This is a genomic window from Agathobaculum sp. Marseille-P7918, from assembly GCF_964248325.1.
In the GTDB taxonomy this organism is placed as follows: domain Bacteria; phylum Bacillota; class Clostridia; order Oscillospirales; family Butyricicoccaceae; genus Agathobaculum.
Genome location: NZ_CAXTXI010000009.1, coordinates 81,139 through 104,619 on the forward strand (window position 1 = coordinate 81,139; position 23,481 = coordinate 104,619).

Sequence of the window (23,481 nt, forward strand, 5' to 3'; positions counted from 1 at the left end):
AAACCATATCCTGACCGTAAAGGGAGGGAGAGTATTGCTGTGGGTTTGGATAATAGGCCTTGCGATTCCGTTGGCGGTTGGTGGCTTGGCCGGTCGGCTGACCATGGGAAGCATGGCCACATATGGCGCACTGGTACAGCCGCCGTTGGCACCACCGCCATGGGTGTTTCCGGTAGTCTGGGCGGTGTTGTATCTGCTGATGGGCATTGCCAGCGTGCTGGTTTGGAAGGCTGACGTGCCGCAAGAGGAAAAAAAGCGGGCACTGACCTGGTACGGCGCGCAGCTTGCTGCTAATTTTGTTTGGCCGCTGCTGTTTTTTAACGCAGGTTTGTACGGAATTGCGCTCATGTGGCTGGTGCTGCTGCTGGCATTGGTGACGGCAACGATTGTAGCCTTTCGGCAAATTAACCCGACCGCCGCATGGTTGCTGGTGCCGTATGCGTTGTGGCTGCTGTTTGCGACGTATCTGAACGCAGCAATTTGGTTGCTGAACCGCTAAAATTACGTAACGGACAAAAAGGAGCGGGGAATTGTCCCTGCTCCTTTCCTGTTTCGGAAATTGGTATTAGCAATGTGCGCACAGCCAGGAAAACAGGGGCAGGTGATTGCCCTCTGCCACGTCTTCGCATATTGATGGCACCATGCGCTCCGGATGCCATTGCACACCGAGCAGCGCTGCGGAAGGGTGGACAAGCGCTTCCACCGATTCGTCCGGCGCATGGGCAACAGCTGTTAAATCGTCTGCGATGCGGTCAACAATCTGATGATGGTAGCTGTTGACCATAGCATTTGCGCCAATCTGTTCGGCAAGCCAGTCTGTGCAGTGGACGCTATGACAGCAGTTCGCATGACCGTCTGTGTGTTGGTGCAGGGTGCCGCCGAGAAAGACATTGATGGCCTGCATTCCGCGACAGATGCCAAGAATCGGCTTATTGCGCGCAAAAAATGCGTCGAACAGTGCCTGCTCCTCTTCGTCGCGCACGGAGTCGATGGACAGCCGGTTGCAGGCACACGTCTGCCCGTATCGGGTGGGATGAATATCGCCGCCACCTGCCAGCAGCAAGCCGTCAAAGCGTTCGGCCAGTGCGGCGGCGGAGGTGCCGCTGTATAGCACACCGGCGCCGCCGGCTGCGGACAGGCAGGCGGCGTACAATTCGGATTGACGGCGGCTCATGGACAAAGTGTCCATAAATCGTCCGCTGGAAATCAATATTAACGGGGCTTTCACACAATATCCCTCCATGAAAAGTTTTTATCGTTGACAGAGAATAGCGAAAACAGTATACTGAGAAATGTATGGGGAACATCAGAGATTTGTAAGAGAGATGTGAAACGGAGGAAACCCATGGAGTTTAATGCGCTGTCTATTGTGCAGTTGATTGGCGGTTTGGCGCTGTTCATCTACGGCATGACGACAATGGGAAAGGGTCTGGAGCGTGCGGCAGGCTCCAAATTGGAAAAAACACTGGAAAAAATGACCGGCAATGTGTTCAAGGCATTGCTGATGGGTCTGGTAGTGACGATGGTGATTCAGTCGTCATCGGCTACGACCGTCATGGTGGTTGGCTTTGTTAATGCAGGCATCATGTCGCTGCGGCAGTCCGTCGGCGTGATTTTAGGCGCGAATATCGGTACGACGATTACAGCGCAAATCCTGCGTTTGGACAGCGGCGGAGCGGTGAGTGAAAATCTGTTCATGCAAATGCTCAAGCCGAAAAATTTGGCGTATTTGATTGTGCTTGCAGGTGTCATCATCATGATGCTCGCAAAAAAACGCCGCACACGCGATATTGCGGATATTTTTTCCGGTTTCGGTATTTTGTTCATTGGTATGTCTGTGATGGAGAGCGCGGTTGCGCCGCTTGCGGATTTGCCGCAGTTTGCGCAGCTGTTTGCAACGATTGCAAACCCGGTTCTGGGTGTGCTGGTCGGCGCGGGTGTCACCGCAATTATCCAGTCCTCCTCGGCGTCGGTTGGTATTTTGCAGGCGCTGTCTACCACGGGGGCAATCACCTATGCGGCGGCGATTCCCATTATTTTGGGTCAAAATATCGGCACCTGTATTACCGCTTTTCTATCCTCGCTGGGCGGTTCGAAAAACGCGCGCCGCACCGCGATGGTTCACTTTTATTTTAATCTGATTGGCTCTATTGTGTTCCTGATTGCAGTATATGCGCTAGAGTATACTGTCGGCTTTCCGTTCTGGAACACCGCGATCGATAAAGGCGGCATTGCAAACTTCCATACGTTGTTTAATGTCACCTGCACGGTTCTGTTCCTGCCGTTCACCGGGTTGCTGGTAAAGCTGGCCACATGGAGCGTGCCTTCCGGCGAGGTACAGGAGGATCCGCTTTCCAAGCTGGAGCCGCGCTTTTTGACTACGCCGTCGCTTGCGCTAGAGCAAGCGCAGCGGTGTATTGCGGATATGGGTGATGCAGCCAAGCAGAATTTCCATTTGGCAACCGACCCTCTGTTTGGTGAAGGAATGCCGAAGGAGGATATTTTCCGTGAGCATGAGAGCTTTTTGGATCGTGCGGAAGTGGAGATTGGTCGCTATTTAACCAATATTCACAACATCCGTTCGGTGGATCAGCGGCGGCAATTGGCTGAGATGATGCATTCACTTTCTGATTTCGAGAAAATTGGCGACTACGCGCAGAATATTTTCGGCAGAGTAGATGAGTTCCGTCAAGGAGATATGTCGTTCTCACCGGCAGCTATGCAGGAGCTACATGCGATGTGCAGCGCGGTCGGCGAAGCACTTGATTTAACAGTGGAAGGCTATGTGACGCGTTCGGTATCGGTTGCCAGAACGGTGGAACCGATTGAAGAAGTGGTTGATACGCTTAAGGAACGTCTCAAGAGCCGCCATATCGAGCGATTGAGCAGAAATGAGTGCACGATGCAGACCGGTATTCACTTCCTCGATATTGTGCATGACTTGGAGAAAATCAGCGATCATTGCTCCAATATTGCGATTTACACCATTCAGCTCGGCGAAGGTGCAGAGGAATTCGATACGCATGCCTATGCCAAGCAGGAATATAAGGCTACGCCTCAGTTTGCAGAGAAGTTGCGTTATTATCAGCAAAAGTATCTTACGCAGGTCGAACAAATAGCGGAGAAAAGCTGACGCTTGGAAAGAAAGCGCCGCGTTCCATCGAACGCGGCGCTTTTGTTATGTGTTTTCCGAGGTGAATACGCCATAGACTGCGGAAAAAAGTTTTTTGAAGATATTAACGATGCGAGAAAGAACGCCCTGATCGTTATCGGATTCATCTGATGAGGCGGTATCTGAATCGGAAGGGGTGGATATTTCCTGCGTGCGCAGGATAAATTGCAAGCTGGATGGGGTTGGATTTTGGGATGAGGTAACAGATTGCAGTTCTGCTTCGGCATCAATGTTCAGTACGTTGGTGTCCTCTTCCAAATCTTTTTCTGCATCATTGATTGCACTGTGAATGGAATCGTTGGCGTTTTGCAGATCGGAGGAACTGCTGGATGAAGATGCACGGTTGAGTACATCGATGAGACCGTCCAGAGAGGTTTGCAGACTAGCGTCCGACTTGTCGCGTATCGCGCGCAGATTATCTGTTGCCGATTGCAGCAAATCGTTGGCAGATGTGAGGGTCTTGGTCAGAGCAACCATCAAATCAGAGCATTTATCCGCAGCGGTATTTGTGGTTTCGGTTATCTGGTCGAGAGACGCGGATAGTGCGGGAATATCCGCGATCAGCTGATGCACTCGCTCGAGTGTTTGGTCTGCCAAAACGGTGAGATCCTTGCCTTCTCCAATCAGATCCTGCGGTATGCCATCATAGTTATCCAGCACATTGGTGATTTGATCCAGACCATTGAGCGTGGAATCCGCGGTTCCGAGAAGCCCATTGGTATCGGTAAGAATGTCTTCCAGCGCCCGAATGCTTTGCTTGATAGCGGAAAGAGAACCGCTAGCACTGCTTAGAAGAGAGGAAAGCAGGGAATACAACGGTTCGCTCAGCTCGCTGCCATCTAAAATGACTTGCAAAGCGGAAATTTGGCTGCTGAGTGCATCTGCTTTTTCTCGAAGCGTGCTTAAATGGGTTTGCAAAGTCTTAGTGTCTTGCTTGAGGTTTTCCAAGTCGGTTTGCAGCTGACGGATACGGAGTAGGTCATCGCCGGATGCATTTTGCAGATCGCTGACAAAATCGTCCAGATTGCCGAGTGTGGTATCCAGATCTTTCAAAAGCTGCTGATAGCCATTGATATCTTCGGTGGTAGATTGCACCGTGTCCAGCATGCTGTTGATGGTCGCACTGAGCGTGGTCAGCGTGGTTTTCATGGAATTGAGTTCGGGAATCAGCGAGTCGGTCTGTCCAGCCAGTGTTTCCAGCGAGGATAATGCGGCGTCGATCTGCGGATCTATTGTGCCTCGGTCGGCTATTAACTGCTTGCGCACAGAATTGATACCGGAAATACCGCTTGAAAGTGCTCCCAGCCCGCTTTTCATGGACTGCATGGAGTCAAGCATGCTGCTTAAGCCTTCGTATAGACTGTCCCCGGAGCTGCCCAATCTGTCCTTGATATCTCGCATATCGGACAGGATATCCAAGGAAGAGAGGGTGGCAGGCGCCATAAACAGGATAAGTCCCATACTTTCAAAGGAATTCGAGCCGATGCGCACTGTAAATGTGCTCTCTTCACCCGGAAGGCCCATAAACATCACGATTTTGTAAGTACCAATTGACTGAACCTGCGCGCCGGGCGCGTCGATGGAAAGCGCTTTGCTCATGTCAATGCCCGTGGCGCAAACCAGCATCATGTTGTTTTTGTAGTATTCTCCTGCAGCGTCGTTAGGCATCGCGTGGATATTCATTTCAATTAAACCGTTTGCGCCGGCACATTTCTCTGCTTCTACCGGTACGCCGTTGAGTTTGTAAGACACATCAAAATTCCACGGCAGCTGGATAGTGTTGCTGCTGTCTGGAACACATTCGTAATAGAAACGCTGCAATCCGTCATCTGCAAGCGCCCAGGAAACCTCACCGTCGCTCAGTGTTGGTTCGTCAAGCGTAGACATATTGTAGACATCGGAATAATTGCCGTAGTCGGTAAACTCGGTATGTCCGTTCAGACTGACTCCCTTGACAATACGGGTGTTTTCCGGCGTGCCGTAATAATCCAGATTGATATAGACCGCTTCGTCCGTTTGGATGGTGGGAGCGGCGGCTTGCGCCGCCTGCGGCAGCACGCACAGAAGTGCCAGCGCAGCTGCCGTGATACGGCGAAATTTATGTTTCATCATCGTGTTTATCCTCCTTGTTGTCGGGCTGAGATGGACTGTTATCAGTATTCTGCGGCTTGTGACGAAGCGAAGAAAACAGATGTGTGAATTTCTTTCGCATCTCCCGATGTCGTGCCCGACGGTTTTCACGAATCTGCGCAATCAAACGCAGACGCTGCTGGTGCAGTTCACTCAGTACCGGCAGAATCAGCTTCTTACTGCGAATGCTGTTCATCTTTGCGTGCTTCTTCTGCGCGTAGTCCGGTTTTACAATCCAACGGTCGAACAGCATCAGACAGACGGGAAGCAAAAACAGCACCAGAATCACAGAGATGAGCGCGCCGCGTCCAATCAGTTGACCTAAACCGGAAACAGCCTCGACTGAGGTCATGAAATACAGACCGTAGGCCACGGTCATCAATATCATGCCGGAAGTCAAAATGGATTCCGCGCTGACGGTGACGGCACGAATGGCGGCTTCTTTTTTGTCGCCCTGTGCACGGGCATCCAGATAATTGCCGGTCAGCAGAATAGAGTAGTCGATCGTTGCGCCGAGTTGGATACAGCTGACGATAATAAAACCGAGGAACATCGTGCGCTGTCCGTAAATATAGGGCATAGCGGTGTTGATGAACACAGCGCATTCGATCGGAATCAGTACGACAATTGGCAGCAATAGCGATTTATAGGTAATTGCAACGACCAGCGCAACGCCGAGCAGGGAAACCAGATTGACCAGTTGGTTATCCGGCACAATAATATCCTTGATATCCTGCGTGGACGGCGTGACGCCAACCAGATAGGTCTGTTCGTCCGGATAATAGCGGTTGATGATGGTGCGTATCTCATCTGCATACGAAAACGCAGCATCACTTTCGCCGGCAGACCGGACATTGATGATGACACGCGCCCAGTTTTCACCGTGCATCATGCCGGTGACACTTTCCGGCAGGAACCCTTCCGGTATGCCATCCGGCAGGACAGAAGCAAGCCCAAGCGCGTACTTCACATAGGGAAGGTCATTTATCTCCTCACACATGGCCTTTTCCGTAACGTTACCGTCCAGCGGAATGAGCGCAAGCATCATATTGCTTTGGCCGAATTTCTCATTCATTTGCTGCTCGGCCTCATACACCGGTGTGCCGGGGGAGTTGGCAACCGCTTCGTTGCCGTAAGTAAAGTCAGCCATGCCTTGCGCAACATAGCAAGGGATAATGAGTAGGGCGACCACTGCCAGCACCGGCTTGCGCAGTTTATAGGAAAATTCGCCAAACCCGCGCCATTGACGGGGGATAAAGGAGCGATGCTGCGTTTTGGCGATGACGTTTTGAAAACGTAAAATCAGAGCAGGCATCAGCAGCAGCACAGTCAGCAGGCTCAGTGCGATGCCCTTTGCCAGCACAAAGCCCATATCCGGACCGATGCCGAACCGCATGAGCGCCAGTGCGAGAAAGCCGACGATCGTGGTAGCGCCGGATGCACCAATGGAAGAAAAGGCGGTGCGCAGCGCATTGGCCATAGCCTGTTCGGGTTCCACGCCGTTGGCTTTTTCCTCTGTAAAGGCATGCAGCAGGAAAATGGAGTAGTCCATCGAACAGGCAAGCTGCAAAACCGCGCCGACTGCATTGGAAAGGAAGGAGATTTCACCGAAAATGATGTTAGAGCCCATGTTGATGACAATGGCAATGCCCAACACGGACAGAAACAGGACGGGTTCAAACCACGATGTTGTCGTGAGCGTCAAAATCAAAAAGATGATGACAACCGCCAACATCATTACACGCGCAACCTCTGCGTTGATTGTAGGGCCGAGGTTGGTGTCTGAGACTGCGGAGCCTGCCACAAGTCCGCGGTCTCCGACAATCTGTTCGATTTCGGCTACGGCCTTGTGGGTGCGCGTGGAGGAGTCTTTTTCCAGAAAGATGACGTCCATATACGCGTTGCCGTCTTTGTAATAGTCTTCAATGCTGGAATAATCAATAAACAAGTCGGAGCCATAGATATTGGTTGTGGTATCACACCACATGACCATATCCACACCATCCACTTCGGCAATGCGGTCTTTGATGTTTTTGGCTTCGTACAGTGTGACATCCTGCAGCATGACCCGTCCCATACCGGGATAGGTAAACTCTTCCTGCATAATGTCCAGCGCCTGCGCAGAAGGTGAGGAGTCCGGCAGGTACTTGGTTAAATCGTAGTTGACACCGACCATAGGGATGCAGATCAGGCTGAGCACAACCAGCACAACAAAAACTTTTTCGATCTGCTTGCGTTTATGTATGATCAGGTCAACCGGACGATGGCCTTCCTGTTTCAAATAAGCACCAACTTTCCTGATAATAGATATTGTGTATAATTTTATTTCGTGATATAGTATAGAACATAAGGATAACATACACAAGAATCAAATACGACTGTTATGAATGTTAATAAACAATATCATGAAATATGTTTATTTATGTGCAAAAAAGAACGGAGGGACGGACTATGCAGCAACAGGAGGATAAGCGTATCCGGCGGACAAAAAAACTGCTGCGGCAGGCGCTGACGCGTCTGATGCAGCAAAAGGATTTTCAGAGCATTACCGTAACCGATGTTGTGCGCGAGGCGGATATTAACCGCGGAACATTTTATGCGCATTATCGGGATGTGTATGATTTGCGTGAGCGGATAGAAGCGGAGATGATTGCGGACTTTCGTGGTATGATTGCGGGGTTGCGGCCCAGTGAGATTGCAACATTGCAGCCGGTTCTCAGCCGGGCGGTGGATTATCTGGAAGAAAACCGCGAAATTGTCACGGCACTGATTAAGGGCAGCGGCGTGGAGGGGTTTGGGAAAAAACTGATCGGCGTTTTGGAAGAGTGTCGGCTGGAAGGCATGCCATACCGCAGTGTGGAAGATGTATATATTGCACGATTTGTTGCAATGGGAGTCGTAGGAATGCTGGAAAAGTGGATTACCGAAGCGCAGCCGGTGCCTAAAAACGAGATGATCGCATTGATGGCCAAGGTTTTAGCGCCTTTGATGCAATCTTGATGCGATGATTTGGTAGACGATATAAAAAACGGCGAAGGACACAAAAATGTCCTACGCCGTTTTAACTATAGAGATTTATTTATTGTGCAGAACAAACTCTGCCAGTCGCTCAGTTGCGTCCGGGTGTGCAATAGCCTGCATGGTTTGACGCACGGTTTGCAGACGAACCGGGTTACGGAATAGCTCATACACGGCTTCGTCGATGGGGAAGTGCTTGGTGATCAGGGCAGCCATTCCATTGTTTACCAGAAATTCTACATTGCGTTCCTCGTGTCCGGGAATGGGGTCAACCAGCAGCATGGGCAGGTTTTTGGCGAGCGCCTCGGAAACGGTCAGACCGCCCGGCTTGGAAACAATACAGTCGGATGCACTCATCATCACCTCGACATTATTCACAAAGCCATACGGCTTGACCACGCAGTCGCCCTCGTAACGGGAGGCAAATTGTTCGACGCGCGACTGCATTTTCTTGTTGTTGCCGCAGACTACAAGCAGTTGGAGTGGAATGCCGATGGAGGTTAGCTTTTCCAGAATTTTAACATGGTCGGCATAACCCATGCTGCCGCCCATCAGGAGCAGCGTACGCATGTTCGGGTTAATGTCCAGCTGCGCTGCGGCATCGGCTCGTGACAATGTTTGGTTGAATTTCGGATGCACGGGAATACCAAGGGGCAGAATACGGCGCTCTGGAATGCCGCGCTTGACGCAGCGGAAGGTGAGCAGTTCACTCGCTGTGACAATATACTGTACGCGCGGTACATCTTCCCAATAGGGGTGCAGGGTGTAGTCGGTCACAATGCCGATGGTGGTGATATCATCGAGCTTTTTGCGCTTTTTCAACTCATCTACCATTTGCGCCGCAAAAATATGCGTGCAAATGATGGTGTCGGGGGCATAGCCTGCGAGTACCTTGGCAAATTTGGAAGCCCCCAGTGCGTTGATGATATTGATGATGCTTGGGGCGCTCGAAAAATAGCTTGCTCCATTATTTTCGGCAAGCTGGTATACCAGACGGTACAATGTCTGCATGTGTTTAGACGAAAACAGATAGCCCTTATCAATGGTATTCTTAATCAGATTGCTGATATAGGCATAAACGTCCAGCGTATGCACCTCTGCGCCTTTGCTGGTCAGCATATCGCCGATGGCTTTGGCGGTGGCATGGTGGCCATAACCTGCGGTGACAGATAAAATCAAAACTCTCATAACCGGTGTCTCTCCTTGTTCAAGAGTTATTTTACCGCATCGGCGCGAAAAATGCAAACCAAACCGTTAGCAAGAGGCGGATTGTTCGTGAGAGAGGGCGAGATAGGCGTCGAGTACCTGCTGCTCAAGTGCCTTGCGCAGCGCGCCGCCGACCGGATGTGCAATGTCGCGGAAGCGTCCGTCCGGCATGCGGCGGGATGGCATGGCGAGGAACAGTCGGTCATGCCCGGCAATAATTTTGATGTCATGCACCGCCAGCACGCCGTCAAAGGTGACGGAAACCAGTGCTTTGAGTTTACCGGAGGGTTCAATGTGACGGAATTTAATGTCGGTGATTTCCATGGGATACTCCTTTTTGAGTCAGAACAGGGATTTTAGTTTGTTTGACTCTTTTCATTTTAACAAAACTATACTATAATATACCTTGTCTGGTAAGAATAAATACAAAGCTGCGGAGCGGTAGGATATCTTCGTTCCTCGGCAAAAAGTACAAAACGGGAGGCTTTGGGGAAATGGCCCTGTCTATCAAGCCCTATATTGAGAATAAGGAAAAAATACACCTGATTGGCATCGGCGGCGTGTCGATGAGTTCGCTGGCGGAGCTGCTGCTGAGTTGGGGAGTGCCGGTGAGCGGTTCCGATCGGTTGAAAACCGATGTGACGGCTCGACTGGAGGCGCTGGGTGCGAAAATCGTTTATGAGCATAAGGCGGAGAACGTGGAAGGTGTATCGCTTATTGTGCGTACAGCCGCTGTGCATGACGACAATCCGGAAATTGCCCGTGCGCATGAACTCGGTATTCCGGTGATGGAGCGTGCGGAGGCGTGGGGACATCTGATGCGCGATTATGAAAATGTGGTCTGTCTGGCGGGTACGCATGGCAAGACCACATCTACCTCCATGATGACTCTGATGACGATGGAGGCGCAGATGGACCCGACTGTGATGGTCGGCAGCAATCTGCCTGCGATCGGCGGTACGCTGCGCATTGGCGGTAAAGGCTGCTTTGTGGCGGAAAGCTGCGAATACTGTAATTCCTTCCTGTCTTTTGCGCCAACAGTTGCCGTTGTGCTCAATGTGGAAGAAGACCATCTGGACTTTTTCAAGGATATCAACGATATTATTCATTCGTTCCGTGCGTTTGTTGAGCTGACGCCGATGAACGGTCTTGTGGTTGTCAACGGAGATGACCCGAATGCCATGCGCTGTGTGGATGGGCTGGATCGTCACATCCGTACTTTTGGCCTGAATGATGGCGCAAATGTGCGCGCAACGGATATCAGCGACGTTAACGGTTATTATCGATTCACTGTGCTGGTGGATGGCGCACCCTATGCCAAGGTAGAGCTTTCCGTTCCCGGACGGCATAATATGCTCAATGCATTGGCGTGCTGTGCTGTGGCAGAATTTCTCGGTGTGCCGGGTGCTGCAGCGGAGCGTGGGTTGAATCGGTTTACGGGTTCCTCGCGCCGGTTCCAGCTGGTTGGCAAAATGCCGAATGGTGCAACAGTGGTAGATGACTATGCGCATCATCCGAGCGAGATGAAGGCAACCTTGTCTACGGCCAAGGAAATGCATTTCGATCGAATCTTGTGTGCCTTCCAGCCGCACACCTATACGCGCACCAAAGCGCTTTTCCCTGAATTTGTCGAAGCGCTCCGTATGTGCGATCGAGCAGTGTTGGCACCCATTTATGCGGCGCGTGAGCAGAATACAATTGGAATATATTCTTCCGATTTGGCAAAGGAAGTACCCGGTGCAATTGCGCTGGACAGCTTCGAGGAGATCGCGGATTATCTTCGTCGGGAAGCTGGGCCGAACGACCTTGTGCTGACTATGGGCGCAGGAAATATCAATGCAGTTGGGCCGATGCTCATCAAATAAGTGGTAAAAAAGCGCTGCGAAGTAAGTTTCGCAGCGCTTTTTATATGCATGTGCAAAAATACCGTTTGCAAAAAAATTCTCAAATGATCTTGACAAAAATTATAAAATGGTGCATACTGATAACACAAAGTATTATGCAATTTGTATAATAAGAGTCAGTAAGGAGGGTGCGTTATGAATAACAATCTGATCATCACTATTGGCCGTGAATATGGTACCGGAGGCAGGGAGATCGGCCAGAAACTCGCGCTCCGCCTTGGCATTCCTTTTTATGACCGGGAATTGATTACCCGTGCGGCGAAAAAGACCGGTTTTGACGAAAAACTGTTCGAACAACTTGATAAGCGCGCAACCAACAGCTTTTTGTATTCTCTGACGATGTTCGGTTCGGTTGGTCTTAACGGAATGAGCCTGACCGATCAGTTATATTTGGCACAGTCCAATATTATTCGTGAGATGGCGGAGGATTCGTCTTGTGTCATAGTCGGTCGGTGTGCAGATCACGTGCTGCGTGATTTCCCCAATAAATTTGATTTCTTTATCCATGGCTCTATTGAGGATCGCGTAAAACGAATCCAGACTTGCGGCGACTATGAGATTGAAGGCAAGACCCCGGAAGCCGCACTTGAAAAGATGGATAAGCAGCGTTCTACTTACTACAATTACTACACCGGAAAGGTATGGGGCAAGTGTGATCACTATGACCTGTGTGTCAATGCGGGTCGTTTGGGCGTAGAGTATTCGACGGATATTATTTTGGAGTATGTCAACCGTCTGAAGAAATAATTGTCCAATACGGGAGAGAAAAGAGAGAAAATGGAGAGCCGCGCCTATAAGGTGCGGCTCTCCATTTTTTGATATTGGCTAAGCAGTCAAAATTGGCTGCCTGATTGTATCTGATTGCAGTGTCATGCTCATGATTTGGAACGCTTGAGAACTTCCACTAAGAATCTCCAGACACGCTGCACCGAACTGATGCTCATGCGTTCGCGGGGGGTGTGAATTTCCATAAGATCGGGACCGATGGAAACGCAGTCCAGACCGGGAATTTTTCCTGCAAACAGTCCACATTCCAAACCGGCATGGATGGCTTCGATTTTGGGCGCCTTGCCGTACTGCTCTTCAAAAACCTCTGCCATCAATTCGCGTAAGGGAGAGTGTTCCTGATACTGCCAGCCTGTGTATTCTCCTTCAAATTCTACATGGCCGCCCAGTTGTGCCATCAGGCAAGTCAAACGGTTTTTGAGCATTTCCTTTTGGGAGTCAATCGAGCTGCGCAGGCTGAAAACGGCACACAGTTCCTCATCAGCTGTGGTCAGAATACCGAGGTTGAGGGAAGTCTGTACCAGCCCCGGAATATCTGCGCTCATGGCCTGGATACCGTTGGGCAGGCAGGTCAGCATGCAAAGGACTTTACCGGTGGTTTCTGCATCCAGCGGATTCTGAGCCGGCTGCTCGGCTTCTGCGCGGACAAACAGGTTGGGGTCAGTGAGATGGTATTCGATTTGCAGTGCTTGTTCCATCTCCGTGATGGCTGCGCGCGCCTTTGCTTCATTCTCGACCATGATGCAGGCAACGGACTCGACCGGAATAGCATTGTTCTTCAAACCGCCGTTGACGGCCGTAAGGCGCAGCTCTGTGCGCGCGGCAGCGGCTTGCAGAACACGGCCCATCAGCATATTGGCGTTGGCACGGCCTTTGTCGATTTCAGCGCCGGAGTGACCGCCTGTCAGACCGCCGACCGTGACACGCAGGGGACAGCCCGAAAAAGCGTTGCGGCGCAGCGGAAGAATGCAAGTGGTGGTGTTGCCGCCTGCACAGCTAACCGTGAAAATACCCTCGACTTCAGAGTCCATGTTGATCATCTTATGGCCTTGCAGCGGGCTGACATCGAGCGAGTCGGCCCCCAGCAGACCAATTTCTTCGTCAATCGTAAAAACAGCTTCCACACGCGGGTGCACAATATCGTCAGCATCGAGAACTGCCAGCGCCATAGCGACGGCAATGCCGTCATCACCGCCCAAAGTGGTGCCCTTAGCACGGATCAAGTCGCCGTCAACTTCGAGATCCAGCCCTTCCTTTTCCATATCCTTGGTGCAGCCGGGTTCTTTCTCGCACACCATGTCCAAATGACCCTGCAAAATCACCGGTTCTGCCTGCTCATAGCCGGGTGTTGCTTCTTTGATAATGATGATATTGTTGTCGGCATCCTGATGGTATTCCAGATTGCGCTCCTGTGCAAAAGCAGCACACCAGTCGCTGATAGCTTTGGTATTGCCGGAACCATGTGGGATCGCACACATTTGCTCAAAAAAACGGAATACGCTTTGGGGTTCTAATTGTGACAAAACATTCATTGTACGATACTCCTTTTTATATTATTTATAATTTTCGTTTATAACAGGCGTTACCAGCCTGTTCCAGAAGCTGCTGCTCCAGCATATAGCGGATCAGCTTTTTGGCAAAGGCAGAGGCATTCTGTACTTCCACATGCTTGCGGGACCAGAACAATCCGGCCTTAACGTTTTTGATTTGGCGTGCAATTTCCTTTTGCGTGATGGTCGGGTTATGCTTCAGATACTTGATCACGCGAGCTGCGCTTTTGCCTAGCAGAATCCGCTCCAGATCGGCGGTCTGAGTCATACTTTTGCGCAGTCCCCAGACGTACAGAATTGCAGTGACTACGGCAAACAGAAAAATGCCGAAAATAATCTGTCCTGTTGTCATGATGCTGCCTTGTCCTTTCCACGAAACAGGATAAAACGGTTGTTGTGCAGAATCTGCATATACTGGACCAGACGGTCATACAAGGGTTCGGCCCGTTCGCCGAACTGCGTTTTCATTTTCTGTGCCAAAGCGCCCACGGTTTGAGAACCGTCAATTTCTTTCCATAGAAAACTGCCGTATTCATCCAGCTTGATGTGACTGATGCGAGGGGTGTGAAAGAATTTCTGCGCAATGCGCGCATAAAAGCCGCGATGCACCATATCAATCGTGACGATACCCTGTGCGTCTTGTGTCCAACTATTCTGCGGATTGATCACAGGGACAAAGTCCAGATAATTTTGCTGCTTCTTTGCCATATTATACACTCCTAAAATGATCAAATAGGGCTGCATACCAAAGTATACAGCCCCGTTTGGAAGAAAGCAATCTTTTTATTTGACGTTCTTCTGCTCCTTGGTCGCAAAGAAGTAAATGCTCAGCAGCAGAAGTGCAAACACAATCAGACCGCCGATCCGGCCGATGCTGAAGACGTTGCTCAAATCGATGAATGCGCCGACGTTGCTGTCTGCGCCCATCGGAATGACGGCCAGCATTGCCAGCAGGATACCAACAATACCTTCACCGGCAATCAAACCGGAAGAGTACAGAATACCGGACTGAACCACGGTAGACTTTTCTTTCTCGGAGTTGTACTTGCGCTTATCGAGAATCCAACGCAAAACACCGCCCAGCATAATCGGAACCGAGAGGTAGATGGGCAGATACAGACCGAGGGAGAAGGGCAGAACAGGGAGGCCCAGAATTTCGACAACCAGTGCAATAAAGATACCGGCAAAAACGAGATTCCAAGGAAGATTGCCGCCCATAACGCCTTCGACGATCATTTTCATCAGCATTGCCTGCGGTGCGGGCAGTGCATCCGAACCATAGCCGCCCCAAGCCATGGAAAGCAGATAAAGAATGCCGCCGATGGCAATCGAGGAGACTACAACGCCAATCAGTTCGCCAATCTGCTGCTTTCTCGGGGTTGCGCCAACCAAGAAGCCGGTTTTGAGGTCCTGAGAAGTATCGCCAGCAATGGCAGCAATGACACAGATGATACCGCCGATTACAATAGCAGCCGTCATACCTTCCGTTCCAACGGTACCAGTGGACTTCAACAGGATGGTGGAGATCAGCAGCGTGGCGATTGCCATGCCCGAAACAGGATTGTTAGATGAGCCAATCAGACCAACCATGCGGGAGGATACGGTTGCGAAAAAGAAGCCGAATACAATAACAATCAGTGCGGTAAAGAAGTTCAGCGGGATTGCCGGAACAAGCCAGAGAACCAGAGCCATCACCAGAACGCCGATAAGCACAGTGGACATCGGAATATCCTGATCGGTACGCAGACTGCTGGCCTCGCGGTTCTTGCCGTAAACACCCATGGAATCCTTGAAAGTGCGAATGATCAGGGGCAGAGATTTGATTAGACTCAGCACACCGCCGCAGGCCACGGCACCGGCGCCAATGTAACGCAGATAGTTACCCCACAGGGCGGAGACACCGCTTTCCGCAACCTGTTGACTAATGGTCATGTCAGTGACAGGGAAGAGAATTGCATCGCCGCCAAACAGGTACATCAGTGGCATGATGACCAACCAACCCAGCACACCGCCGGCAAACAGGTAGGAGGATACTCGTGCGCCGCAGATATAGCCGACACCGGCCAGAGCGGGCAGCACATCAATACCGATGCCCGAACCCTTATAGGCGGAAATGTCATAGGTGATTTCGCTCGGGAAGATCTTCAGGCCATCAGCCACAAACTTATACAGTGCAGCAATACCCAAACCGGAGAACACGGTAGATGCTTTGGAACCGCCTTCCTCACCGGCGATCAGAACTTCTGCGCAAGCCTGTCCTTCCGGATAGGCCAGCACGCCGTGCTCCTTTACAATCAGTGCGCTGCGCAGGGGGATCATCATCAGAACACCCAGCACGCCGCCGCACAGTGCAATTAAGCCGATCTCAACCAGAGACGGTACATCGCACAAGCCGTCCTTTGCCCACATGAACAGGGCAGGAAGCGTGAAAATCGCGCCGGCAGCAACGGATTCGCCGGCAGAGCCAATGGTCTGCACCATGTTGTTCTCCAGAATGGAGTCACGCCGCAGAATTTTTCGGATGATGCCCATCGAGATAACAGCTGCGGGAATGGAGGCAGATACCGTCATGCCAACACGCAGACCTAGATAGGCGTTCGCGCCGCCAAAGACAATTGCCAGAATTGCGCCCAGCAGAATGGATACCACTGTGAACTCAGGCATGACTTTGTTGGCAGGAACATAAGGTTGGAATTCTTTCTTTTCCACAACATTCGATCCCTTCATTTTGTTTGCTGCTTGAACTGTTGCTTAGTGAAACGATGCTTATTTAGAACAATGCAAGCAACTTTAATTATTCTATACAATAATACTCGGTTCGTCAAGGCATGTTTTTATTTTTTGTGACGAAAAATGACAAATTCATAATAAATTTGCGCAATTTGGTTGTGTATAGGTGCGTTTTTTGATAGAGAAAGATTGATTTATTAGATTGTAGAGGTGCTAAAGTGCAGATGCCGGACAAAAAGATATGTTTTTTGATGCCTCATCGTTTGGCTGCACGTGCTCTTTGGCACTCTTATATTCATTGATTTCGGCTGCTCCGACCCTGACTGTGGTCAAAAAACGCTTGTTATCCAAGAAAAACAGCAGTTACCTCCTCCGGAGCTAGCTTATACCGTGGCCGTGTGCTCTGTGACATGGTTGTAGCAATAAATACAGTTGCAGGTGAACTGGAAAAAATTTCCTTCAAAGAGGCGAAAGTGCTTGTCGGATATTGAAAATGCAGGTATACTAAACATAATAATTAAAGAAAGAGCGACGCTTCTATCCGGGAAAGCTCCTCTCAAAAGTTGGAGCATGATGACATCCGATGGATGACTGTGGAGGAAATCGACCAGTACGATTTCTGTCCAGTGGACGAGGGAAGTCTGAATAAACGGGAGAAACAACGACTTTAGTCAACAGTATTGGTGAGTAAAAAGGTCATTGCGCAAGCATACAGATTACGTTTCCTGTATGAATGATTTGATGTCGGTTCATTCTTGTGCGGGGAGGTTTTGTGAATGGGTCAGAAAATTAAAATATTTCGAGATGGTTCATATTTGGAATATGACAGCGGAAAATTTGATAAGTGGTGTGTATATCTGACCCATCCCGACGGAAGTCGCCGCCCTCCAAGAGATGTGGATTATTTTGCTGATTTAAAAGCACTCTCGGAAAAGTATGGTACAAATCGAGTATACCAAGACTATGTGCGGGTTTATGAAATGATAAACAAGCAGGTGAGTGAGCAGGTTCTTAAATTCATTTCCCAACTTGCTGAAAGATATGGCATCGATGCCTTGAAAGTGGATATAATATTTTCTGTTTTATATCTGGCAATGATTGCAGAAGAGCAGAAACAAAATACACGGCTCGGAAAAAGAATAAAGCGACTTGGGATTCATGCATTACTTATTGAAAAGCGGTCAGTGCAGGACTCGGCAAACTTTATGCGTGGTATGGGGTGGCGTGATATAGATGCATTGTGCAGAGCAAGGGGGTTCTGAAGTACAAAGTACACAAGCGTTGGTATGGCGCTTGAACAAGAGGGGGTTAAAATCATTCATAACACAACATGGCAAAAAACAAATCCACCCGTCAATTTGGCATGTAAATGCTTTACGCATAGTACAGAAACAATTATAGGGAAGAAGAAACTATTATGCCGCGCCAGAGTTGAGGGGGAGAGAGGAGGTCGCTTGAAGTGAAGATCATTTGCTTTGGAGATTCTAATACCTACGGCTATGATCCTCGCTCTTGGTGTGGCAGTCGCTATGATGAAGGCAGCCGCCGCCCGTATCATGGGAGAATGGGTGCCTAGTCAGCATTACATTGACGCTTCTCACATCTTTGCGCAATACTGTCAGTCACTTGCCGCCGAACTGGGGATTCGCTTTGCTGATGCCGGACAATGGGGCATTTCCTTAGCCTATGACGGTGTACATTTCACGGAGCAGGGGTATAGAGCCTTTGCTGCCGGACTTTTGGAGGTACTTAAATGAAACGACTTTTTCCCGTACTGACCGCCCTTTTGCTGCTGCTCGCCGGCTGCGGTGGAAACGAATCGGACGGCTCGTACCAGCAGATCACGCAGGAGGAAGCCAAGGAGATGATGGACAACCAAGAGGTCGTCATCTTAGATGTGCGGGAGCAGGACGAATACGACAGCGGCCACATTCCTGGTGCTGTCCTGCTACCGGTTGGAACCATCGACAAGGACACTGCCGCCGCAGTCATTCCAGAGGAGGAGTCCATTGTTCTGGTGTACTGTCGCAGCGGAAACCGCAGTAAGACAGCTTCTTCAACACTGGCTGAGTTGGGCTATACCAACATTTATGAATTTGGCGGGATCAACACATGGCCCTGTGAGATAGAGTTGTAAAAAGTTGATTCAACATACCAAAGCAGATTAGCTATTTTGTTATTTGAGTACGAATATCATAAAGCAAACAAAACAAAAAGGTGCTCCTTCAATAGAATTCTCCTTTGATTTGAGCGACGGCATCTGAATCTACGGTATCCTGTTTTTAAACGGTTGAACCCAATTTTTAGTAATCGTTTCTAATCGTTTTAACCCCTTTCGCTCCATTCTACCCACTCTTTGACACTCTTAATTCCGCGGTTTCCGTGTGATTCGACGCCGTCTGCGGTCAAACATGTGGACAAAGAGCCCTTCTTGCTCAGATGCGGCACCGGTTGCCGCCTTCTGTTCAGAAGGGCTCTTTTCTATGTTGGGTTTGGAGTATTGCACCTCTACTGGGGTTGAGAAGCAAGGTATTTTTTGAGTCAGGCGTATCAGTTTTTATCCGCCATAGACAAAGAATATGGCCTGTCGAGAGGGGAATTTATCTTACCTGCGCAGGAGCCAACAAAGGCCTGCAGCTGTGCGTTCCACAGCGTGGTTGTAGTGATTGCCTGAGTTTAACTGAAACACCGTATCGATTCCCTTACTTTGGTAGAAAGCGTGAATCTCCTCCGTGTTCTGTCGGACACTTCGTTGAACCGGGTTTCGAGTTTTGCTTTCCTTGTCACCCAGGAAGAAATACATGCAGTCCGGCAAGCGCTTTGCCTCATGGGAGAAGATATACTACTTCATTCCGGGAAACCAAAGAGAGCTGGATATGCTGCCCACACGGGAAAACAAACCTGTCTGGTAGATCGCATACAGGGCAAACAGCCCTGCCAGAGAATACCCGGAGATCCCGAGCCAACAATGCTAAACTAATTTTCCAACGAAGAGAAAAAGATATATTAAAGCTGGATAGCTTGGTTGATATTTGTCAATAAGTCCTTGTCGGATTTTGGAATTCCAGTTATACGCTAAATATAATATACATCCGAAAGAAGAACATAGGAAGAGTGAACTTATATGCTGCCTCCCGGCCTTTACGAATAAGTCATCAATACTGCGAGCTTTCGGAAATTTCCGATGCCCGCAAATTGCCCATTGATAAAGCAGAGGCGTCCAAGGTGCTGGCGTAGTATCTGGCGGATGTGTTGCAAAAGGGTCTGTAGAATGTGGCAGATAACGGTGGGAACATCTCCACAAGGTCAGCTACGACACAAAGCGTACCCAGCTTCACGCCAAGAACTATGTTTTTTATCGTAGCTTCGGCTTTACCAGTGCCTATGTGGGAGCTTCTAACCAGTCCAATGTTGCTATCTCCAGAGGCTTGGAATGGAATGTGAAAGTTACCCGCAGAGATCTGCTGGAGACCATTGACAAGATCGCTGACATATTCGAGAGCTGCTGGAACTCCGCTGAATTTGAGTACTATTCCGAAAATCAGAAAGAGCGGCTGGCCCGAGCGCTGAAGGCCGAGAAATATTTTGGCACCAACAACGCTAAAGTCTGTACCATGGATATCGCGCCCTATTCCTATCAGCAGGAGATTCTGGACAAGCTGTACGCCCTCTCGGATAGTCACGTGTTGCTGGGTGATGTTCCGCTATCGATATGAGCAGATAGACTTCATTGACGAGCCAGAGGACTTGGGTTTTGATTGCCCGCTGGACCTTCACTGTACCTATACCTGCGACCGACTGCTGGTGGCATTACTCCATTAACGAGACTTTGTTTCATTGGCAGAGTCAAGGTACCATGGCAGCGAACTCGCCCACCGGGCAGAAATATATCCACCATCGAGAACGCGGGAGCAAGGTGCTGCTGTTTAGCCGGTAGTTTAAGACGGATCGTATTATAGGAGGCGCAGCGGTCTATATCTTTTGGGGGATGACAAGCTATGTGAAGCATGATGGGAGCAGGCATATGAATATCACATAGCAGCCGTACCGGCCTATTCTAGCGAAGTTCTTAAATAAAACGAATAAATTGGTGGTGGGATAAGTGACCGAAGTAGTTGCAGCCCTGATTTGGGATCAGGACAAGTTATTGTATTTCTGACTCGTCTTTGACACGCTTTCTGTTTATCTGTATTATATCGCTTGGATGTACGGTTTTAGTGTATCACTTTACTCATCCGATGGGTAGAGAGTGGAACCATGATGGTAAAGCGGAATTTCACGGTAGCTCTCTCTATCGGTGTGCGCTGAGGCTGCCGATAAAAGGATAAGTCCAAATCATGGAATATGAAAAAGCACACCGGCAGAAGGGAAGATGCCATCTGCTGGATGTGCTTTTATCCGTTATTTTCCATGGCTGCCGCCCCTCGGACGTACACAGGATTCGATGATATCGGCAATCATCTCCACCTCATCTGTGCAGCCCTGCTGCAGCCACTCCTTGATGATAGCAGCGATGCCCTCCACATAATAGGCAATGTAATAGGGGCGGTGGGCGGCCGGAATTTCAAACCGCTCCAAAATGGGGCCGAGAATATGCTGCTTCAGCTCTCTGTACTGGGCATAAGCCTGCATACTGCTCGGATTCCGGAATGCCGCTCGGTAGACCTTTTTGTTGTCCTTAATAAAGCGGAGATAGGGGAGAAGGTATTCTCGGGTGACTAGAACCAGTTCTTCGCGCTCTCGGCTGCTCATGTTGCCCAGAACATCTTCTTCCTGCTGGGGAAAATAGGAGAGAAAGCGACGGTGAATCATTTCCAATGTCTCGTTCACCAGATCGGCAATGGTCTCATAGTGCAGGTAGAAGGTAGAGCGGTTCACGCCGGCCTGGTGACAGATCTCCTTCACCGTGATATATTCCAAGTCCTTTGTCTCCAGCAGTGCGATGAGCGCTTCGTTCATTCGTAGGGCGGTATTGAAGTATTTGCTTTCGGACTTATTCATCTGCCGCCCTCCTGTTATTTTTATTCCGCTGATTCGCTGATCTCCCGGGCCAATTGCATAATCTCAAAGGCATACTTTTCCTTGCCGGAGCGCAGGAGCTTTTTGTAGATAGGGTAGTCCAGTCCCACACCGACGATGCCCAGAACCCCCAGAAGGATTCCGGCGCCTGTTATCAGAATGCCGCCTCCTCCAATCACCTGCATGGAAAGGCACATCCCTACACCGAGCACCAGAGTCATCCCGATGCCGAAGCTATAGGCGAAGATGTTCGCCGTACGCTTTGCTTTCCAATCCAGCTTTCTCAGAGCGACAACCTTGGAGGTGTCCTTGGGGGCGTATTCGTTGGCTATGGCTTCCGCAAAAATTTTATCTGTATTCATCGTGATATTCTCCTCTAATGAGCGATTCTCTGCAGCTGCTGATATAATCATAGAGGATTTTGGAGCAAAAGAGAACGACACGGTTTGGGATTCGTGCCGATTTCAAGAACTGCGTTATTAGGAAAGAACCGCAATCCTGATATCTATTGTATCAGAATTGCGGTTCTTATCATAGTCTTGAATTTTCTTTGGAAATCTGTTAGTTTTATTACTTTTCTACCGGGGTCCAGACCTCGCAGTAGTAGTCTTGATTCTGGGCGTCGTTCTCAAACTTGCCGTCGCCTGTGCCGAAATGCTCCGCCCAGCACTGGGGAACCTGTGCATGGAATCGGGCAAAGCCCTTCTGATGAAAGTAAAAAGGGGACAGTGCTGCCTGCTGTGCAACCTCTCGGATGGTCAGTTCTTCCCATAGTTGTTCCTCAATATACTGGATCGCCTGATGAATGCTTGTTACCCAATTCATTAGTTGCACCGTCCTTCTGTCCTCCAGCATACCGGAAATCCGCGGCTCTTGCCTGTTTTTCCGTGCTCATTTTTGTCCGGCATTGAGGTACATAACGCTCATTTCAGCAATTCCTTTCGCAGATCGTCCAGATACCGCTTCTGCTGCCGTTTCAGATAGCCGGGGACAAAGGGGTGCATCCACCAGTGCTTGGCGATGACGGTCTCGGTGCAGGTCAACTGCGTACCGTTCTCCATCGCCTTGAAAACTCCCTCCCAGGAGCCGGACATGTTGCCGTTCTCCATGGTAAAGGCCCAGTAACGGAGCGATTCACAGGCCGTGACCGTAAACTCCGTGGCATAGCCGCTTTGGGTGTGCTCCACAAAGTGGGCCTCGTCTAGAACTTCCACCTGGGCCAGGTCACTGCGCCAGGCAATATGTGTAAGGTCGGTCACCACATACCACACCTGCTCCACCGGGCAGGGAAAATGGACGGTTACTTTGGAAACAGCCATGGTTTCACTCCTATTTCTGTTGTTTTATCGGATGCCGGATGACGGTTTTCAGCCGCTCCGGTTTGCACCGCCGTACATCGCTCAAATAGATCTCGTGATGGAACCGGCCCGCTCCAAAATCTTCATCATAACCCTGCGCCTTGACGTATTCCTCCATGGCGGCCACGGTAGCAGGCTCGTTGTCGTAGGGACCCAGGTGCATACACTGGACGCATAGCCCCTCCTCCCAGGGAAAGAACTCCACCGGGGAGAAGTCCTGCTGTTTCTTTTCTGTCGCCTCCCGGATGGCCCAGCCAAAAACCTCTCTTGTCACAAACTCCGGCAGGCGGATGAGGGAGATCCACTGAAAATCCTCCTTATGGGCGTAGTCCACCCTGTGGGTGCCCTCCTGCCACCACAGGCCTTCCAGGGGCGGAACCACGTAGTCAAAGTAACCCTCCAGCCGGTGTTGTCCCATCTTGCTCATTTTGATGGTAAAGGCCACGGCGTAGAGCATCTCAAGGGCATGCTTGTAAGCGCCGTTTTCCTCATTGGGATCGCCTTGGCCCCGCACTACCAGGAAGTTCATGGCGGGTACAGTCACAATGCCTGGCGTTCTGGGCGGCAGATAGAATTCCTTGTATGCTTTCTTGTAATCAAAGGCCATG

General features: G+C 50.1%; 23 protein-coding genes and 1 pseudogene. 10 read left to right on the plus strand and 14 right to left on the minus strand.

The window, feature by feature from the left end; translation table 11 throughout:
* Nucleotides 1-34 precede the first annotated feature (34 nt).
* Nucleotides 35-499, plus strand: a complete 465-nt coding sequence (locus ACESSO_RS12310; RefSeq protein WP_373165689.1) for a TspO/MBR family protein — start codon at nt 35-37, stop codon at nt 497-499.
* 66 nt (nt 500-565) lie between these two features.
* Here the strand turns inward: ACESSO_RS12310 and ACESSO_RS12315 are convergent, their stop codons facing one another.
* Nucleotides 566-1,228: a gamma-glutamyl-gamma-aminobutyrate hydrolase family protein gene (locus tag ACESSO_RS12315; protein WP_373165691.1), complete on the minus strand. Its 663-nt coding sequence runs from the start codon at nt 1,226-1,228 to the stop codon at nt 566-568.
* A 117-nt stretch (nt 1,229-1,345) separates the two neighbouring features.
* On the opposite strand from ACESSO_RS12315, the gene ACESSO_RS12320 reads away from it, so the two are divergent.
* Nucleotides 1,346-3,133, plus strand: coding sequence for a Na/Pi cotransporter family protein (locus ACESSO_RS12320; RefSeq protein ID WP_373165693.1), 1,788 nt, complete (start codon nt 1,346-1,348; stop codon nt 3,131-3,133).
* Nucleotides 3,134-3,178: 45 nt separating this feature from the next.
* Here ACESSO_RS12320 and ACESSO_RS12325 read toward each other — a convergent pair whose 3' ends face one another.
* Both ACESSO_RS12325 and ACESSO_RS12330 read right to left on the minus strand, forming a co-directional pair.
* The gene (locus tag ACESSO_RS12325) at nt 3,179-5,284 is read right to left on the minus strand and encodes a hypothetical protein (protein WP_373165694.1); all 2,106 of its coding nucleotides are present in this window, start codon (nt 5,282-5,284) and stop codon (nt 3,179-3,181) included.
* On the minus strand, nt 5,271-7,583 hold the full coding sequence (locus ACESSO_RS12330) for an RND family transporter (protein ID WP_373165695.1): 2,313 nt from the start codon (nt 7,581-7,583) through the stop codon (nt 5,271-5,273). The genes ACESSO_RS12325 and ACESSO_RS12330 overlap by 14 nt, the downstream gene beginning before the upstream one ends.
* Before the next feature lie 170 nt (nt 7,584-7,753).
* Here ACESSO_RS12330 and ACESSO_RS12335 point away from each other — a divergent pair, with 170 nt between their 5' ends.
* Nucleotides 7,754-8,302 carry a TetR/AcrR family transcriptional regulator C-terminal domain-containing protein gene (locus ACESSO_RS12335; protein WP_373165696.1) on the plus strand — a complete coding sequence of 183 codons (549 nt, stop codon included), beginning with the start codon at nt 7,754-7,756 and terminating at the stop codon, nt 8,300-8,302.
* A gap of 75 nt (nt 8,303-8,377) precedes the next feature.
* Here the strand turns inward: ACESSO_RS12335 and ACESSO_RS12340 are convergent, their stop codons facing one another.
* Nucleotides 8,378-9,508 (minus strand): glycosyltransferase, encoded by a 1,131-nt coding sequence (locus ACESSO_RS12340; RefSeq protein ID WP_373165697.1) that lies wholly within the window; start codon nt 9,506-9,508, stop codon nt 8,378-8,380.
* Between the two features lie 66 nt (nt 9,509-9,574).
* Nucleotides 9,575-9,850: a SpoVG family protein gene (locus ACESSO_RS12345; RefSeq protein ID WP_373165698.1), complete on the minus strand. Its 276-nt coding sequence runs from the start codon at nt 9,848-9,850 to the stop codon at nt 9,575-9,577.
* A gap of 170 nt (nt 9,851-10,020) precedes the next feature.
* Here ACESSO_RS12345 and murC point away from each other — a divergent pair, with 170 nt between their 5' ends.
* Nucleotides 10,021-11,391 carry a UDP-N-acetylmuramate--L-alanine ligase gene (gene murC / locus ACESSO_RS12350; RefSeq protein WP_373165700.1) on the plus strand — a complete coding sequence of 457 codons (1,371 nt, stop codon included), beginning with the start codon at nt 10,021-10,023 and terminating at the stop codon, nt 11,389-11,391.
* A gap of 174 nt (nt 11,392-11,565) precedes the next feature.
* Nucleotides 11,566-12,177, plus strand: coding sequence for an AAA family ATPase (locus ACESSO_RS12355; RefSeq protein ID WP_373165701.1), 612 nt, complete (start codon nt 11,566-11,568; stop codon nt 12,175-12,177).
* A gap of 128 nt (nt 12,178-12,305) precedes the next feature.
* Here the strand turns inward: ACESSO_RS12355 and ACESSO_RS12360 are convergent, their stop codons facing one another.
* From ACESSO_RS12360 to ACESSO_RS12375, 4 genes are all read right to left on the minus strand, one after another.
* Nucleotides 12,306-13,748, minus strand: coding sequence for an aminoacyl-histidine dipeptidase (locus ACESSO_RS12360; protein ID WP_373165702.1), 1,443 nt, complete (start codon nt 13,746-13,748; stop codon nt 12,306-12,308).
* A gap of 25 nt (nt 13,749-13,773) precedes the next feature.
* A complete protein-coding gene (locus ACESSO_RS12365) occupies nt 13,774-14,118 on the minus strand; it encodes a hypothetical protein (RefSeq protein ID WP_373165703.1) in 345 nt (114 codons plus the stop codon).
* A complete protein-coding gene (locus tag ACESSO_RS12370) occupies nt 14,115-14,474 on the minus strand; it encodes a PqqD family protein (protein WP_373165704.1) in 360 nt (119 codons plus the stop codon). The genes ACESSO_RS12365 and ACESSO_RS12370 overlap by 4 nt, the downstream gene beginning before the upstream one ends.
* A gap of 75 nt (nt 14,475-14,549) precedes the next feature.
* Nucleotides 14,550-16,493: an OPT family oligopeptide transporter gene (locus ACESSO_RS12375; RefSeq protein ID WP_373165705.1), complete on the minus strand. Its 1,944-nt coding sequence runs from the start codon at nt 16,491-16,493 to the stop codon at nt 14,550-14,552.
* 779 nt (nt 16,494-17,272) lie between these two features.
* Here ACESSO_RS12375 and ACESSO_RS12380 point away from each other — a divergent pair.
* The 5 genes and pseudogenes from ACESSO_RS12380 (at nt 17,273) to ACESSO_RS12400 (ending at nt 20,318) form a co-directional block, all read left to right on the plus strand.
* The gene (locus tag ACESSO_RS12380) at nt 17,273-17,758 is read left to right on the plus strand and encodes a hypothetical protein (protein WP_373165706.1); all 486 of its coding nucleotides are present in this window, start codon (nt 17,273-17,275) and stop codon (nt 17,756-17,758) included.
* Nucleotides 17,759-17,971: 213 nt separating this feature from the next.
* On the plus strand, nt 17,972-18,253 hold the full coding sequence (locus tag ACESSO_RS12385) for a hypothetical protein (RefSeq protein WP_373165708.1): 282 nt from the start codon (nt 17,972-17,974) through the stop codon (nt 18,251-18,253).
* Entirely contained in the window at nt 18,250-18,633 is a 384-nt protein-coding gene (locus ACESSO_RS12390) for a rhodanese-like domain-containing protein (protein ID WP_373165709.1), read from the plus strand. Before ACESSO_RS12385 ends, ACESSO_RS12390 begins: the two co-directional genes overlap by 4 nt.
* A gap of 1,165 nt (nt 18,634-19,798) precedes the next feature.
* Nucleotides 19,799-20,164, plus strand: a pseudogene (locus ACESSO_RS12395) (NgoFVII family restriction endonuclease); the annotation flags it as partial.
* A gap of 28 nt (nt 20,165-20,192) precedes the next feature.
* Nucleotides 20,193-20,318 (plus strand): hypothetical protein, encoded by a 126-nt coding sequence (locus tag ACESSO_RS12400; protein WP_373165710.1) that lies wholly within the window; start codon nt 20,193-20,195, stop codon nt 20,316-20,318.
* A gap of 579 nt (nt 20,319-20,897) precedes the next feature.
* Here ACESSO_RS12400 and ACESSO_RS12405 read toward each other — a convergent pair.
* The 5 genes from ACESSO_RS12405 to ACESSO_RS12425 form a co-directional block, all read right to left on the minus strand.
* On the minus strand, nt 20,898-21,497 hold the full coding sequence (locus ACESSO_RS12405; RefSeq protein WP_373165712.1) for a TetR/AcrR family transcriptional regulator: 600 nt from the start codon (nt 21,495-21,497) through the stop codon (nt 20,898-20,900).
* Between the two features lie 20 nt (nt 21,498-21,517).
* The gene (locus tag ACESSO_RS12410; RefSeq protein ID WP_373165713.1) at nt 21,518-21,877 is read right to left on the minus strand and encodes a dihydropteridine reductase; all 360 of its coding nucleotides are present in this window, start codon (nt 21,875-21,877) and stop codon (nt 21,518-21,520) included.
* Between the two features lie 208 nt (nt 21,878-22,085).
* The gene (locus ACESSO_RS12415) at nt 22,086-22,340 is read right to left on the minus strand and encodes a hypothetical protein (RefSeq protein WP_373165714.1); all 255 of its coding nucleotides are present in this window, start codon (nt 22,338-22,340) and stop codon (nt 22,086-22,088) included.
* A gap of 98 nt (nt 22,341-22,438) precedes the next feature.
* A complete protein-coding gene (locus ACESSO_RS12420; RefSeq protein WP_373165715.1) occupies nt 22,439-22,834 on the minus strand; it encodes an SRPBCC family protein in 396 nt (131 codons plus the stop codon).
* A gap of 10 nt (nt 22,835-22,844) precedes the next feature.
* Nucleotides 22,845-23,480, minus strand: coding sequence for a GyrI-like domain-containing protein (locus ACESSO_RS12425; protein WP_373165717.1), 636 nt, complete (start codon nt 23,478-23,480; stop codon nt 22,845-22,847).
* Nucleotide 23,481 lies beyond the last annotated feature (1 nt).

Bases quoted from the DNA above. Each gene is read 5' to 3' on its own strand.
- ACESSO_RS12320 (WP_373165693.1), top strand. From the start codon at position 1,346: ATGGAGTTTAATGCGCTGTCTATTGTGCAGTTGATTGGCGGTTTGGCG.
- ACESSO_RS12325 (WP_373165694.1), bottom strand. From the start codon at position 5,284: ATGATGAAACATAAATTTCGCCGTATCACGGCAGCTGCGCTGGCACTT.
- ACESSO_RS12335 (WP_373165696.1), top strand. From the start codon at position 7,754: ATGCAGCAACAGGAGGATAAGCGTATCCGGCGGACAAAAAAACTGCTG.
- ACESSO_RS12340 (WP_373165697.1), bottom strand. From the start codon at position 9,508: ATGAGAGTTTTGATTTTATCTGTCACCGCAGGTTATGGCCACCATGCC.
- ACESSO_RS12345 (WP_373165698.1), bottom strand. From the start codon at position 9,850: ATGGAAATCACCGACATTAAATTCCGTCACATTGAACCCTCCGGTAAA.
- murC (WP_373165700.1), top strand. From the start codon at position 10,021: ATGGCCCTGTCTATCAAGCCCTATATTGAGAATAAGGAAAAAATACAC.
- ACESSO_RS12355 (WP_373165701.1), top strand. From the start codon at position 11,566: ATGAATAACAATCTGATCATCACTATTGGCCGTGAATATGGTACCGGA.
- ACESSO_RS12360 (WP_373165702.1), bottom strand. From the start codon at position 13,748: ATGAATGTTTTGTCACAATTAGAACCCCAAAGCGTATTCCGTTTTTTT.
- ACESSO_RS12365 (WP_373165703.1), bottom strand. From the start codon at position 14,118: ATGACAACAGGACAGATTATTTTCGGCATTTTTCTGTTTGCCGTAGTC.
- ACESSO_RS12370 (WP_373165704.1), bottom strand. From the start codon at position 14,474: ATGGCAAAGAAGCAGCAAAATTATCTGGACTTTGTCCCTGTGATCAAT.
- ACESSO_RS12375 (WP_373165705.1), bottom strand. From the start codon at position 16,493: ATGAAGGGATCGAATGTTGTGGAAAAGAAAGAATTCCAACCTTATGTT.
- ACESSO_RS12380 (WP_373165706.1), top strand. From the start codon at position 17,273: ATGGGTCAGAAAATTAAAATATTTCGAGATGGTTCATATTTGGAATAT.
- ACESSO_RS12390 (WP_373165709.1), top strand. From the start codon at position 18,250: ATGAAACGACTTTTTCCCGTACTGACCGCCCTTTTGCTGCTGCTCGCC.
- ACESSO_RS12400 (WP_373165710.1), top strand. From the start codon at position 20,193: ATGTTCCGCTATCGATATGAGCAGATAGACTTCATTGACGAGCCAGAG.
- ACESSO_RS12405 (WP_373165712.1), bottom strand. From the start codon at position 21,497: ATGAATAAGTCCGAAAGCAAATACTTCAATACCGCCCTACGAATGAAC.
- ACESSO_RS12410 (WP_373165713.1), bottom strand. From the start codon at position 21,877: ATGAATACAGATAAAATTTTTGCGGAAGCCATAGCCAACGAATACGCC.
- ACESSO_RS12415 (WP_373165714.1), bottom strand. From the start codon at position 22,340: ATGAATTGGGTAACAAGCATTCATCAGGCGATCCAGTATATTGAGGAA.
- ACESSO_RS12420 (WP_373165715.1), bottom strand. From the start codon at position 22,834: ATGGCTGTTTCCAAAGTAACCGTCCATTTTCCCTGCCCGGTGGAGCAG.
- ACESSO_RS12425 (WP_373165717.1), bottom strand. From the start codon at position 23,480: ATGGCCTTTGATTACAAGAAAGCATACAAGGAATTCTATCTGCCGCCC.